Raw genomic sequence first — 13,315 nt, 5'->3', positions numbered from 1 at the left:
AGGCGGCCGCGCCGTCGCGCGCAGAAAGGCAAGCCGCCCCCGCATTTCAGGCGGAGGCGGCCGCGCGCTGGTTGTTGCGGATCAATAGGCGTGGCGTCGATTGACCCGGCGGGCCGTGCGGCGCGACGAGCGATGCGCGACGCCGGCGCGGGTCACCGTCTGTTCCGGCTGGACGCCGACCACGGCGTCGGCCGGATTGGCGAGGATCACACCGGCGGCGGAAGCCGGTTCGACGAGGAGCGCGACCACGCCGAAAGCAAACAGAAATTTCTTCATTGCCCATCCCTCTGCTGCGACCGCCGTTTGGCGGCGGACCCGGTGAAAATCGTTGCGGCAGCCCCTGCGGAACGGCGCGCGCGCCCACGTCACGCGCCGGGATTGTTCACCCCGCGGCTCCCCGTTCATTTCAAAATGTCGCGAAAACAGCCCAAATTGCGTCCCGGTCCTTTCCGCTGCATGATGCGGATCGGGGCCGGTCAGTGACGCTTCGATCAAACGCTAAGGAAACCTGGGACGGGGGCCAAGGACAGATGCCGCCAGAAAAGGGGACAGTTTTGGCCGGAAAGTCGGAGCGCGGTCCGTTCGCCTCGGCGCATGACCGGGTGGTGCCGCTGCATGTCCTGTCGCCGCTGATCGCCCATGCCGTCGAGCGCGGCTGGAACGCGCGCGAGATCTTTCCTTTCCTCGAGTTCGAGGGGACGCATCCCGCCGACGACGGCCGGCGCTTCAGCTATATGGAGGCGCGGCAGGCTTACGTTCGCGCCCGGCGCATGCTCGGCCAGGAACTCGCCGTCGAACATGCGTTTCGCAAATCCATCGCCAATTACGGCATCGTCGGGCTCGGCGCCATGGTGCAAGCCTCCGCCGAAGCCGCGCTGCGCTTCGCGCTCGCCTATCAGACGCTCGCCGGCTCGGTGTTGCGGCTGGAGATGGAGACCTGCGGCGAGGAGACGGCGGTCGTCGCCCGCGACCTCTACGCAGACGACGAACTCGGGCAATTCTGGCGCCTCGATCACCTGCTCTCCGTCGTCCACCTGCTGCGCCAGCTGCCCGGCGCAACGCCCGAGCCCATCCGCTTCGAAATCGAGGGACGCCTGGAACGTGGTCTCAAGGCGATTTTGGCGCGGCGGCTCTCGGCGCGCATCCTCGATGACGCCGACCGCTCCTGCATCGTCTATCGCAGCCGCGACCTGTGCGCGCCCTTGCGTTTTCCCGATCCCGCCGCCGCGCACATGCTGCGCCGCACGGCCGACCGGGAGCTGGCCGCCCTCGGCCGGATCGACGCGCGCGGCCTGGTCGAGCGCATCGTCGCCCGGGATGGGACGCTGCGCGGACGACGGGAGGTTTCCGCAGAACTGGGCATTAGCGAGCGCTCGCTCGACAGGCTCTTGGCGCGCGAGGGCGTGCGCTTCTCCGAAATGGTCGCGCTGCAGCGCATCCGCAAGGCGAAAAGTTTTTTGCGTGACGGCGAAACCGTGGAGCGGACCGCGGAATTTTTGGGCTATTCCGACGCGCGCAGCTTTCGTCGGGCGTTTCAGAAGGCGACAGGATTGAGCCCTGTCGAATTCAAGTCGGGGTGGAAGGCGACGGAGGGCGGCGCCTGAGGTGGCGCTCAGCCTGGAGGGAACGTCAAGCCGCCGAAATCTCCGCTGGCCGCTCGCAAATTCCAGTCTGGGAGCGCCGTAGCGACAGGCGCCTGCGGATTTCATTTGTTCTTGAACGCAAGCGCCCTGCGGCCGAACCAATTTCCGAACATCGTTTATCGGCTGATGTGCAATCTCCTGGCGCTGCGCGCGCGGGCGCGATCTGCTTTGTCATGGGCGTGCGCCCTTGGCTTCGACGAGAGCCCGATGAAGTTTACCACTTTCCACGAACGCGCGCGCACGTCTCTTGCTGGCGGCAACCATCGGAGAGATAGTCTTCGGGCGTTCAAATTTGAATGTTTGAGATCCGAGGGGAAACCGCGCAATGGCGCGGCCGGGTTTTCTTTTCTGCGATATTTGCCGGTCTCGACGAGGATTATGCTCATGACCCGTGTTGATCCAGACGAGTCCGGGACGGCCCGGCCGCGCGCGGCCGATCACCGTCGCGGCGCGGCAAACAATTTCGAGGCGCTTCGCTGGATCGCTGCATCGGCCGTCATCGTTGCGCATGCCTGGGGCCTGCGCGGATTGGACGGGCTCTATGGCCGCGCAACCGGCCTCGATCTTGGTTGGTCGGCCGTCGTCATATTCTTCACGCTCAGCGGCTATCTGATCTGCGGGTCCGCGCAGCGCCGCAGCGCAGCCGATTTCTGGAAAGCGCGCGCGCTGCGCATTCTCCCTGGCCTGCTGGTTTGCACGACGCTGACAGCGCTGATCGTTTTTCCTTTTTCGGACGTCGATCTCAGGACCTATCTGTCGAGCGGTCAGACGCTGAAATTTGTGTTCGGCACGGGAACGCTTCTGGGGACTGAATATGCGCTGCCCGGCGTGTTTCAGCACAATGTCTCGACCCAGGTGAACGGTTCGTTGTGGACGTTGCGCTACGAGGTCGCCTGCTATCTGGCGGTCTTCCTGATCTATGTGGCGACGCGCGCGAGCCGGCTGAATTTCGCTCACGCGATACTGACGGCCGGCCTGGCCTGCGCAACGGCGCATGCGCTCATTGTGTTCAGCGGTCGCGCCACGCCGGTGCAGATCACCAACATTCTCTCGCTGTTTTTTCCGTTCGCGATCGGAGCCTGGTTCCAGGCGCGCGCCAAATCGACTCCGACACTCTTTGCATGCCTTGGCGCGGTGGCGCTGGCGGCCTGCTTTTCGGGAACCGCGCTTTACACCGTGCTGGCGGCGGCCACCATTTCGCTGTTCACGCTCTGGGTCGCCTTCCGCCGAAACAGGGCTTTGGCGGCGATCAGCTCCTTGCCCGACTATTCCTACGGCATCTACATCTATGCCTATCCCATTCAACAGATGATCATCTCGGCGACGCCGGGATGGCATCCGCTGCAGCAAGCGATCGCCGCCTTTGTTCTGACGCTCGTTCCCGCGAGTTTCTCGTGGCACTTCATCGAAAAACCCGCGATGGCGCTGAAATCACTTTCGCTCCTTCGTCGGCGGCCGAGCAGCGCGCTGACGTGAACGCCTCCTTTCGAAAAGGCCGCAGAAGCATCGTGGCGTTTGTCTTGCCGATCGCCTCGCTGGCGATGCTTGCGGTCGCTCCGGCCCTCGCCGAAGACCCCCGATCTCTAAACCGCTGGAAGACCGGCGTAAATTTGTCTGGCGCCGAGCTCAACCCAGGCCGCGATCGCATCAACTTCGACTACGTCGTTCCTACGATCGCAGAAATCCGGCATTTTCGCCGCCAAGGCCTTCGCGTCTTCCGCATTCCCGTGCTGATGGAGCGTCTGTTCGTCATCTCCGCCGATGGCGGACAGGCCATGCCGTCCGACGACTGGCGCGCGCTCGTGGCGCTCATCGACGATGCGGCCACGGCCGACGCCGAGATCATCGTCGACTTCCACCAATTCGGACGAACCAGGGAGGGCCTGATTGGGCGCGACGCCGCCGCGACCCGCAGCTTCGTCCTAGCCTGGGCGAGCGCCGCAATGGCCTTGCGCGACAAACCCAATGTCATCTTCGGCTTGATGAACGAACCGCACGAGCAGACCGCGGCCGAATGGCTTGGCGCGGCCAATGCGGCGATCGCCGCCATCCGAAAAGCCGGCGCGAAACAGCTTGTTCTTGCGCCCGGCTCCTACTGGAGCGGCGCCCATTCCTGGACCGTCACGGACAATGCCGCGGTGATGAAGAAGCTCGAGGATCCCGCCGACAATTTCGCTTACGAGGTCCATCAATATCTCGACGGCGACAGTTCTGGCGGCTCGCCGAATGTCACGCCCGGCGCTGGCGCCACCCGCCTTGCCGCCTTCACCGAATGGGCCCGGCGCGAGAAGGCGCGCGGCTTTCTCGGTGAGTTCGGGTTTTCCTCTTCGCCGCAGGCGCTCGCCGAAGCCCGCGCTCTGGTCGGCTATATGGCGCGTAACCGCGACGTTTGGCTCGGCTGGACCTATTGGGCTGCCGGCCCTTGGTGGGGCGACTATATGTTTTCGATTGAGCCGAAAGATGGGCGAGACAAGCCCCAACTCAATATTCTGCTGCGCTATGCGACCGCGCCGAACTGAAGACTGTCTTGGTTTTTGGCGCAGCGCCCGGACTATTTCGGCTGTGTCGCTCTCAGCCGCGCGCCGGCCTATCGATTGTTCGGGGTGGATGCGCGATGCCGAGGCGGCGGTGTCCCCGCTCAGCCATTAGAGCATTTTCGAGCGCGTGAAGAAAATGCGGTCAAACAAGAATTTAGAGCCCGTTCGGTGAACGAGATTTCACCGAACGGGCTCTAGCGGATGTCGCGATCAAACTTCTACGAAGGCGAGGTTTAGCCGGCGTCAATGCCCGCGCAACATGATCCGCCGCAAACGCGCGCCAAAAAAATTCACCGTGGTGATCAGGCCCAGCAGCACCAGGATCAGCGCCGAGGCCTCGCGATATTCGAACAGGTGGAAGGCGGTGACGATCTCCAGACCAAAGCCGCCTGCGCCGACAATGCCCAGCGTCGTCGCGGCGCGCAGATTGTGCTCCAACCGGTAGATCAGCGCGTCGGTCAGGCGCGGCAGCGCCTGCGGCAGCAGGGCGAAACGGAACACCCCGAGTCGTGACGCGCCTTGAGCCCGTAAAGCTGCGCCGGGGCCGGGCTCGACATGCTCAAGTGCTTCAAAAAACAGTTTTCCCAGCATCCCCGTGGAATGCACGCCGAGCGCCAGCACGCCCGGCAGCGGCCCAAACCCGACCGCCGCAACAAAAATCACGCCCCAGATCAGGCCGGGCAGCGAGCGCACCGCGCCAAGACCGAAACGCACGATCTCGTTGAGCCAGACCGGCGCCCCGGCGTTGCGGGCGGCGAGCGAGGCCAGCGGCAGCGCCAGAACCGCGCCCAGCGCCGTGCCGGCGACGCCGGTCGCCAGGGTTTCCAGCAGCGGCCGTCCCCATTCGCGCCAGCGCGAAAAATCCGGCGGAAAAGATTCGTTCGCCAATTGCGCGATGGTGGGCAGAGCGTCGGCATAGCGCGACAGATCGAGCGCGCCGGCATAGGCGAAGGCGGCGAGGATCGCCGCCGCCGCCAGAGCCAAGGCCGCTTGCCGGCGCGTCTGCCGGCGCCGCCATTCACCGGCGAGCGCGGCGTAAGCGGCTTCGGTCATTGCGCGGCCGGGGCTTCGCCGGGCTTCCACGCGGTCTGCGCGCTCACCGCCTGGATCGCGGCGATCCACTGGCGCACCCGGTCGACGTCGGCGTCCACGGCGGGAATAAAAGCTTCGGCGCGGAACACGGCCAGGGCGGCGGGGTCCTTGACCTCGATGAAAGCCTTGCGCACCTCTTCCTTGAAGGCGGGGTCGAGCCCGTCTCTAAACGTCCACATATATTCGGGGATCGGCGGGGAATCCTGCAGGATGCGCACTTTCGCCGCGTCGATCTTGCCTTCCTTGATCAGCCGATTGAACACCGGTTTCGACAGACCGCCGGCGGCGACTTTTCCGTTGGCGACGGCCAGCGCCACGGCGTCATGGGCGCCGAGCACGCGCAGCTTGTAATCCCGCTCGGAAATCAGCCCCTCGTGAAGCAGTTGCCAGCGCGGAACCCAGGTGCCCGAGGTCGAGGCGGGGTCGCCGAAGGCGATTTCGCCGCCCTTGAGATCGGTGAGCTTTTGCGCCTTGCTGTCGGCGGGGACGATGATGGTCGCCTGGAAGGTCGGGCCGACGCCGGGATGGCTCGGCCGCGCGAAGGGCTGCAAGCCCGCATGTTTGGATTGCAGGATATAGGTGACCGGGCCGAGATAGGCGATGTCGATGCGCCCGAAGCGCAGCGCCTCCGAAGTGGCGGCGTAATTGGCGCCGACCACCACTTCCACCGGCAGGTGCAGCGTCTCCTGGAGATAGGCGCGCAGCGGCTCGTTGAGCCGCATCACCGTCGGCGCGGATTCCGTCGGCAACAGGCCGATGACCAGCTTTTTCGGACGCGCGGGCGTGTCCTGCGCGAGCGCCGGTCCGGCGAGCGCAAAACCCAGCGCCGCGAGCGCCAGGCGACGGGACCATCTCATCATGTCAGCATCCTTTTCTATGGCTGGGGGAAAGCGTGAAAACCATCTGTTCCGCGGCCTCGTCGAACGTTTCGGCGGGACCGTCGAACACCACGCGGCCATCGTTGAGGGCGACGATGCGGTCGGCGAGCGCCCGGGCGAGCGCGATCTGGTGCAGGACCAGCACCAGCGTGACGCCCTTTCGCACGGCCAGCGTGCGGAGCTCGGCGCCGAGGCGGCGCGCCAGCGGCTGATCGAGCGAGGAAAACGGTTCGTCGCCGAGCAGCAGGCGCGGCCCCCGCGCCAGGGCGCGGGCGATGCCGATGCGCTGGCGCTCGCCGCCGGAAAAATTCTCGACCCGCTCGAAGGCGCGGTCGAGCAGGCCGACCTCCTCCAGCGCCTTGGCCGCCGCCTCCCGCGCGAAACGGGGCCAGGGCAACAGCGACAGCGGATGGCGGGATTCGGCGAAGGCGAGCAGCACATTTTCGAAAGCGCTCAGCCGGCCGATCAGGGCGTGATCCTGAAAAATGGTCGCGGTATGGGCGCGCAAAGCCGCCCAGGCGTCGGCGCCGCGCAGCGGCCCGAGTTCGGTCGCGAACAGCTCGCCGCTGCTGGGCTCGACCAGTCCGTTGAGCACATTGAGCAGCGTGGTCTTGCCGGCGCCGGAGGGGCCGACCACCACGGTCACCGCACCGGCGGCGAAAGAGGTGGAGACATTGCGCAGGATCGCTCGGCCGCCGCGCGCCACGCACAGGTCGTCCACGCTCAGCGCTGGCGCTGCGGGCGGGAAGGCGGGCGTCGGGACGAGATGCAGCATCGACATGAGGTCTCCACGACGAACCACCCCAAATTTTTCGGGGGGAATTCGCCAATTCGAGGACGGCTCATGCCGGGATCGGTCGCGCGATTTTTTGCACCCGCGACGGCGCTTCGGCCGGGGGGCCGAGCGTTTCGATGTTAGCAGGATCGGCGCCAGAACCGCCAGCCCCGGCGCGATCCCCGGAGGGGGTGAAATCCCTGGAGGAGGAAATGCCTGGACCGCCCTCGTCCCTAGACGCTTCGGCAAGCTCAGCGCTGCTGACGCAGGCTCCTCAGATGAGGGCTATTGAATCGTCGATAGAGAGATCCCCCTCATGGTGAGGAGGCGGCGCAGCCGCCGTCTCGAACCATGGCCATCACAACGGCCCGGGCGCTCCAAAACGTACATTTCCGTGAAACAGACGTTCGCGTGCGAACGCGTCGCCCCGGCGCCGACGCGCCGCCAACCCAACGCTTTCCGGCTTTTATTCAAGGCTCTCGACTCTGGCCCGGCTATTGCTGTAGTCAAATTACATATTCTGGATCGCCCATGCCCGAAAGCTCTCATCGCCCCCAAACGCCGCGAACGCCCCAAACGCCGCCAACGCCCCAAGCGGCCCCCGCCCAGGCGCCCAGCTGGCTGCGCCCCGGCGTCGTCGTTCACGACCCCTCCGTCACCGTCGATCGGCTGATCGTCGATTTCGCCGCCGAACTTTCCGCGCGAGGTTTTGGCGTCGGCGGCTATGCGCGAAAAGGCGCGGTGGTGATCGGCGAGGCGCCGCTCTCCATCGATCTCTCCACCGGCAAGACGTTTGTCGAAACCCCGCAATCCGCCGAAATCCATCTCGCCCGCGCAATCCGCGACGGCGCCGACCTGTTCGCCATCGGCCGCTTCCCCGGCTGCACCGATGCGGCGCGCGCGTCGAAACTGCCGGTCGGCGCCGGGGCGGGGCGCGGCCTGCCTTTGCTCACCACCATAGCCGGCGGCGCCATCCATCATTGGCACCAGTTCGTGCGCCATGAGGGCTCGATGATCGCGCCCAACCGCCGCGCGCTCTGGGAATGGTGGGGCGCCGAGCGGCTCTACGACGATCTCGCGCTCGGCGTCGACGAGGTCGAAGCCCGTCGCATCGTCTGCGGCCCGCGCTGGCTGATGGTCGAGGGGCCGCATGGGGCCGGCCTCGCCTATCTGCCGCGCCACCCGCGCGACCTGCTGCCGCGCTTGCCCGAGCTGTCGAAACTGTCGCTGCGGGCGCTGGCGCAATTGTCGCAATCATGGAACCCGCTCGAAGCGGCGCTGGGCGTCGCCGCGCTCAACGCCTTTTACAACCGCGCCGATCTCGAGGGCGCCAGCGGCAACGGGGTTCGTGGATTTCGCGGCGCGCCGGGGCCTGTGGTCGTGGTCGGCGCCTTTCCCGGCGTCGATTCGATCCTGCAGAATTGCGCCATTATCGAGACCGATCCGCGCCCCGGCGAATATCCGGTGGCGGCGATGGAATCGCTGCTGCCCGGCTGCGGCGGCGCCATCGTCAATTCTTCGGCGCTCATCAACCGCGGCCTCACGCGCATCCTGCGTCTCGCGCGCCATCGCCCCGTGGCGCTGATCGGCCCGTCGACGCCGCTGACGCCGCGCCTGCACGATTACGGCCTCGCCGTGCTCGGCGGCTTTGTCGCGCGCGACATCGACGGTCTGGCGCAGGCGGTGCGCGCCGGCGCCGCGCCAAAGGATTTTTCCAAATTCGGCCGTTATATTCATCTCAGCGACAAGGCTTCGGCGCTGTCAAAGCGCTGAGGCGACACCCCCCGACGCGAAACAAGCGTCCGACGCGGCATGAGCCGTTTCCCGCAACGCCGCCGGCGCCCTTCCGGCGGGAGGAGACCGACATGCGCCCAAAAATGCTCGTCAACACAAGTGTCGCCGCCATGCGCGCGCGCGCCTGATCCGATGCGAACGCCTTTTCGGCGTTTCGCACGTTTGGGTGCACAATCGCGCGGTTTTCGCGGCAAAATCGCTGGCCCGGCGCTTGCTCCCGTAAAGGCGCGCGGAAGGACATTCCGATGAACGATCTGAAGCAAAAAATCTTGCGGCCCGTGAACGCCCAGGCGACGCGCATTTTCTTTCTCGCGCGCTCGGCGCCGCTCGCGCCCGATTACGCCGTGGCCAGCTATCCGGGCGACGGCGGCTATCCCGCCTATTACCACCGCATCTATCACGCCCTGCGCGACATCGGCTATCGCGTCGCCACCTCGAACCAGTGCCGCGCGCTCTATACGGAAGCCCACGAGATCGATCTGGTGTTCTCGCTTTACAACCGCATGGCGATCGACAATCCGGAAGTCTTCGTCGCCGCGACCTGCGAGTTCCTGCATCTGCCGATGATCGGGGCCAAGCCGAACATCAGGGCGCTGGCCGAGGATAAGTGGATGACGAAGAATTTTGTGAAGTCCCTCGGCCTGCCGGTCAGCGAGGGCGCGATCTATTCGCGTCCCGAGGATTTGGCGCCGCCTCCCTTCGCCGGTCCCTATTTTGTAAAAAACCGCTTTGGCGCGGCCTCCGAAGGCATTTCGGAGGACTCGATCCAGGACGATTGGGAGGGCGCGAAAAAGGCGGCGGAAAAGCTCTTTTCACGCGGCATGGCGGTGCTGGTCGAGCGTTATGCGCCGGGCGTCGACGTCACCCTGCCGGTGATCGGCGCCGACGAGCCCATCATCCTCGATCTCGTTCAGCCGCGCTCCGACCGCGCCGGCGAGATCATCACCGAGGATCTGAAGCGCGACGATCCACTGGGCTATGCTTTGTTCGACGCCGGCCCGGCTTACGGCGCCTTCGCGGAGGACGCGAAAAAACTTTGGGCCGGGGCGGGGCCGATCGACTATCTGCGGCTCGATTATCGCTTCGACGAGAAGACGGGCCAGCGGGTCTTTCTCGAATTCAACATCTGCTGCCACATCGGCCGCAGCGGCGCCATCTGCCTCGCCGCGTCGCAAAAAGGTCTGAGCCAGGCCGACTTGCTCGGCCATATCGTCGAATATGCCTTGCGCCGGCACTGGCGCGCCGTGGAGACGCGCAAATGGGTGCGGTGACCTCGCTCCAGCTGGCGGTCGAGCCGCCGCCGCGCGCCTTCGGCGCCGCGCATGCGCCGCGCGCGACGGCGCGAGGCTGGGACTTTTTGGGGTCCTGTCCCGCGCCGCTTCGCATGCGCATGCGCGACGAACTCGCCGACCTCTTGCGCGACATCCATCGCCAGCGCGGTGAAAAGCTGAAGGGCTGCATGCCCATGGGCCAGGGCGGCCGCACCCCGTTCGAGCGGCTGCGCCACATCCGCGACTTGGACGATTTTCCCAAACTGCTTGTTTCCGCCGACCACGGCAACGCCTTCAACCGCGCCTTCCACGCCCGCCATGTCGAGACCGGCGCCTTTGCCGCGCCGCAGCCTTCGGGCGCCTCGCCCGCCTTTGCAGAGGCCGGGCTGATCGATCCGCGCGGCTGGATCGGCGTCTATGCCGTCGCCCCCTTCGTCATGCTGGTGGACCGCGCCCGATTGGGCGGGCGCAAAATCCCGCAAAACTGGGCCGATCTCGCCGACCCCGCCTATCGCGGCGAAATCGCGCTGTCCGGCTGGCGGCCGGAGGGCGCGCAGCAATGGCGGGCCTTCAACCAGTTCTTCCTCGTCGCCGTCGCGCGCCTGCTCGGCGACAAGATATTGCGCGAGGTGCTGGCCAATCTCGCGGGGCTCGCCCATTCCGCGCAAATGCCGCGCCTCGCCGGTACGCCGAATTCGCTCGCCGCCATCTACATCTTGCCCTGGGCGCTTGCCGACATGTGCCCGCGCCGCGATCGCACCGAAATCGTCTGGCCGGGCGAGGGCGCCTTGGCTTTTCCGCTGTGGATGACGGCGCAATCCGCGCATCGCGACCGCGTCGCCCCGCTCGCCGATTATTTCTTCGCGCCACGGACTGCGCGCTGGCTCGACCACAACCGCTATCCCTCGCTGGCGCCGACCGGCGCCGGATTGCCCGAAGGCGCAGGGTTGGCGTGGCCCGGCTGGGATTTTTTCCGCGCGCGCGCCACCGCCTCCGAGATCAAGCGGATCACGCGCCTGTTCCATGCCGCCACGGAAAAACTCGACAGGGGGGAAAGCCTATGCGCGTGATCACCGTCGCCGGCCCGCCCTCCGTGGGAAAAACCTCGCTGATCCTGAAGCTCGCAAAAACCCTGCGCGAGGAGGGTCAGAAACTCGCGGTGGTCAAATTCGACTGTCTCTCCACCGACGACGATCTGCTTTACCGCCGCGAAAAGATTCCGGTGGCGGCGGGGCTCGCCGGCTCGGTCTGCCCCGACCATTTTTTCGTCTCCAACATCGACGATTGCCTGCAATGGGCCCAAGACATCGGCGCGGACCTGTTGATCGCGGAAAGCGCCGGCCTGTGCAACCGCTGTTCGCCGCATGTGCAGGGCGCGCTCGCCGTCTGCGTGGTTGACAATCTGTCCGGCGTACACACGCCGAAGAAAATCGGCCCCATGCTGAAAATGGCCGATGTCGTCGCGATCACCAAGGGGGACATCGTCTCGCAGGCCGAGCGCGAAGTGTTTGCCCACAATGTCTGGCGCGCCAATCCGCAGGCGCAGATCGTCGCCTTCAACGGGCTGACGGGGCAGGGGGCCGGCGAACTCGCCTTTCACATGCGCGGCGCGCCCGACATCGAGACGCTGGAAGGGCGCCGGCTGCGCTTTCCCATGCCCTCGGCGATCTGCTCCTATTGCATCGGCGAAACCTGCATCGGCGAAAACCACCAGCGCGGCAATGTGCGCAAAATGCGTTTTCCCGAGGTCTTGGCATGAGCGCGCATATGAGCCCCGCCAATCTGTCCCTGCGTCTCGACGAGGCGCAAAGGCTCAACCCCGCCTTCGCCACGCTGATCGGCCCGACGCCGAAACCCGATCTGTCGCTGGCCGACTGGCTGGCGTCGCTCGATTCCGGCGATCTCGATCGCCTCAAATTTTCGCGCGTGGAGCTGGAGGCGCATCTGCTGGCGCTGATCCAGGACGCCCAAGGATTTCGAAATCCGGTCACGCGCATCAAATCGCTGCGCATTCTTGGCGGGCGCGACAAGACCGGGGCCGCCGAAAATCTCGATCTGGACCTGCGCCCCGGCGCGATCGTCAGCGTCGTCGGCCCGACCGGCTCCGGCAAAAGCCGGCTGCTCGGCGACATCGAATGCCTGGCGCAGGGGGATACGCCGTCGGGCCGGCGCATCCTCATCGACGGCGAGATTCCCGATCCGGCGCGGCGCTGGGCGGCGAGCGGCAAGCTGGTGGCGCAGCTGTCGCAGAACATGAATTTCGTCGTCGATCTCACCGTCGGCGATTTCGTCGAAATGCACGCGGAATGCCGCGCGGTGGACAATCCGGAACAGGCGGCCGCGGAAGTGATCGCCTGCGCCAACCAACTCGCGGGGGAAAAATTTTCCGCCGCCACCTCGCTCACCCAGCTCAGCGGCGGCCAAAGCCGCGCGCTGATGATCGCCGATGTGGCGCTGCTCTCGACCTCGCCCATCGTGCTGATCGACGAGATCGAGAACGCCGGCATCAACCGCCGCCAGGCGCTCGACCTGCTGGTCGCCAGCGACAAGATCGTCCTGATGTCCACGCATGATCCGATCCTGGCGCTGCACGCGCACAAGCGCATCGTCATTGCCGCCGGCGCCGTTCTGGAGGTGATCGAAACCAGCGACACCGAGCGCGCGCATCTCGCCACGCTGGAGCATTACGATCGGCTGATGAGCGAGTTGCGCGAAAATCTGCGCCATGGCGCGCGGCTCGAAACACTGCCCTTGCCCTTTGGAAGTCTGGAATGAACGCCCTCGATCTCTTGCTCACCCGTCAATCCGCGCATGCGCTCCAGGAGCCCGGTCCTGACGCCGCCCAACTGGACGTGATCTTGCGCGCGGCGTTGCGCGTGCCGGATTTCCAGAATTTGAAACCGTTCGAATTCCTGGTGGCCGAAGGCGAGGGCCGCGAGCGTCTCGGCGCGCTGATGCAGCGCGCGGCCATCGCCTCAAACCGCCCCGAGGAAAATATTTCGCGCGCGCCCAAAATGCCGCTGCGGGCGCCGCTGGTGATCGTGGTGGTGGCGCGCGCGAGGGAGAGCAAGGTCGTGCCGTTGTTCGACCAGCGGCTCGCCGCGGGCTGCGCGGTCATGGCCATGCAGATGGCCGCTTTTGCGCAAGGTTTCGCCGGCGTGTGGCGCTCGGGCTGGCCGATGCATGACGAGAATCTGGGCCGGCTGCTCGGCCTGCAGAAACACGACCGCATCGTCGGCTTTCTCTATCTCGGCAGCGCGACAAAACCCTATCCGCCGCTGCCCGCGCCCGATCCCGCTGGTTTCACCCGCTATTTGTGAGCCGC

Annotated in this window: 13 protein-coding genes; 9 read left to right on the top strand and 4 right to left on the bottom strand. The window is 65.9% G+C overall.

Features of this window, described 5'->3' with window-relative positions; genetic code table 11:
* Positions 1-81 precede the first annotated feature (81 nt).
* Positions 82-276, bottom strand: a complete 195-nt coding sequence (locus tag M2320_RS11585; protein WP_264597405.1) for a hypothetical protein — start codon at positions 274-276, stop codon at positions 82-84.
* 278 nt (positions 277-554) lie between these two features.
* Between M2320_RS11585 and M2320_RS11580 the strand changes: the two genes are divergently transcribed.
* The 3 genes from M2320_RS11580 to M2320_RS11570 all read left to right on the top strand — a co-directional run bounded on the left by M2320_RS11580 (position 555) and on the right by M2320_RS11570 (position 4,162).
* Positions 555-1,604, top strand: coding sequence for a helix-turn-helix transcriptional regulator (locus M2320_RS11580; RefSeq protein ID WP_264597404.1), 1,050 nt, complete (start codon positions 555-557; stop codon positions 1,602-1,604).
* A gap of 423 nt (positions 1,605-2,027) precedes the next feature.
* On the top strand, positions 2,028-3,119 hold the full coding sequence (locus M2320_RS11575; RefSeq protein WP_264597403.1) for an acyltransferase family protein: 1,092 nt from the start codon (positions 2,028-2,030) through the stop codon (positions 3,117-3,119).
* 32 nt (positions 3,120-3,151) lie between these two features.
* Positions 3,152-4,162, top strand: a complete 1,011-nt coding sequence (locus M2320_RS11570; protein ID WP_264597402.1) for a glycoside hydrolase family 5 protein — start codon at positions 3,152-3,154, stop codon at positions 4,160-4,162.
* Positions 4,163-4,423: 261 nt separating this feature from the next.
* On the opposite strand, the gene phnE is transcribed toward M2320_RS11570, so the two are convergent.
* From phnE to M2320_RS11555, 3 genes are read right to left on the bottom strand one after another with little or no spacing between them, the layout of a single operon-like run.
* On the bottom strand, positions 4,424-5,233 hold the full coding sequence (gene phnE / locus M2320_RS11565) for a phosphonate ABC transporter, permease protein PhnE (RefSeq protein ID WP_264597401.1): 810 nt from the start codon (positions 5,231-5,233) through the stop codon (positions 4,424-4,426).
* Positions 5,230-6,132: a phosphate/phosphite/phosphonate ABC transporter substrate-binding protein gene (gene phnD / locus M2320_RS11560; RefSeq protein ID WP_264597400.1), complete on the bottom strand. Its 903-nt coding sequence runs from the start codon at positions 6,130-6,132 to the stop codon at positions 5,230-5,232. Before phnD ends, phnE begins: the two co-directional genes overlap by 4 nt.
* Before the next feature lies 1 nt (position 6,133).
* Positions 6,134-6,931: a phosphonate ABC transporter ATP-binding protein gene (locus M2320_RS11555; protein ID WP_264597399.1), complete on the bottom strand. Its 798-nt coding sequence runs from the start codon at positions 6,929-6,931 to the stop codon at positions 6,134-6,136.
* Positions 6,932-7,456: 525 nt separating this feature from the next.
* Between M2320_RS11555 and M2320_RS11550 the strand changes: the two genes are divergently transcribed.
* The 6 genes from M2320_RS11550 (at position 7,457) to M2320_RS11525 (ending at position 13,310) form a co-directional block, all read left to right on the top strand.
* Positions 7,457-8,698 carry a Rossmann-like domain-containing protein gene (locus tag M2320_RS11550; protein ID WP_264597398.1) on the top strand — a complete coding sequence of 414 codons (1,242 nt, stop codon included), beginning with the start codon at positions 7,457-7,459 and terminating at the stop codon, positions 8,696-8,698.
* 266 nt (positions 8,699-8,964) lie between these two features.
* Positions 8,965-9,990 (top strand): hypothetical protein, encoded by a 1,026-nt coding sequence (locus M2320_RS11545; protein ID WP_264597397.1) that lies wholly within the window; start codon positions 8,965-8,967, stop codon positions 9,988-9,990.
* On the top strand, positions 9,978-11,060 hold the full coding sequence (locus M2320_RS11540; RefSeq protein ID WP_264597396.1) for an ABC transporter substrate-binding protein: 1,083 nt from the start codon (positions 9,978-9,980) through the stop codon (positions 11,058-11,060). Before M2320_RS11545 ends, M2320_RS11540 begins: the two co-directional genes overlap by 13 nt.
* Positions 11,051-11,749, top strand: coding sequence for a GTP-binding protein (locus M2320_RS11535; RefSeq protein WP_264597395.1), 699 nt, complete (start codon positions 11,051-11,053; stop codon positions 11,747-11,749). The genes M2320_RS11540 and M2320_RS11535 overlap by 10 nt, the downstream gene beginning before the upstream one ends.
* Positions 11,746-12,765 carry an ATP-binding cassette domain-containing protein gene (locus M2320_RS11530; RefSeq protein ID WP_264597394.1) on the top strand — a complete coding sequence of 340 codons (1,020 nt, stop codon included), beginning with the start codon at positions 11,746-11,748 and terminating at the stop codon, positions 12,763-12,765. Before M2320_RS11535 ends, M2320_RS11530 begins: the two co-directional genes overlap by 4 nt.
* Positions 12,762-13,310 (top strand): NAD(P)H nitroreductase, encoded by a 549-nt coding sequence (locus tag M2320_RS11525; RefSeq protein ID WP_184427650.1) that lies wholly within the window; start codon positions 12,762-12,764, stop codon positions 13,308-13,310. Before M2320_RS11530 ends, M2320_RS11525 begins: the two co-directional genes overlap by 4 nt.
* Positions 13,311-13,315 lie beyond the last annotated feature (5 nt).

The sequence above is a fragment of the Rhodoblastus acidophilus genome (genome assembly GCF_025961575.1).
GTDB classification, from domain to species: Bacteria; Pseudomonadota; Alphaproteobacteria; order Rhizobiales; family Beijerinckiaceae; genus Rhodoblastus; species Rhodoblastus acidophilus_C.
The sequence above is the reverse complement of the archived record's forward strand: the minus strand, read 5'-3'. Positions and strand labels throughout refer to the sequence as shown.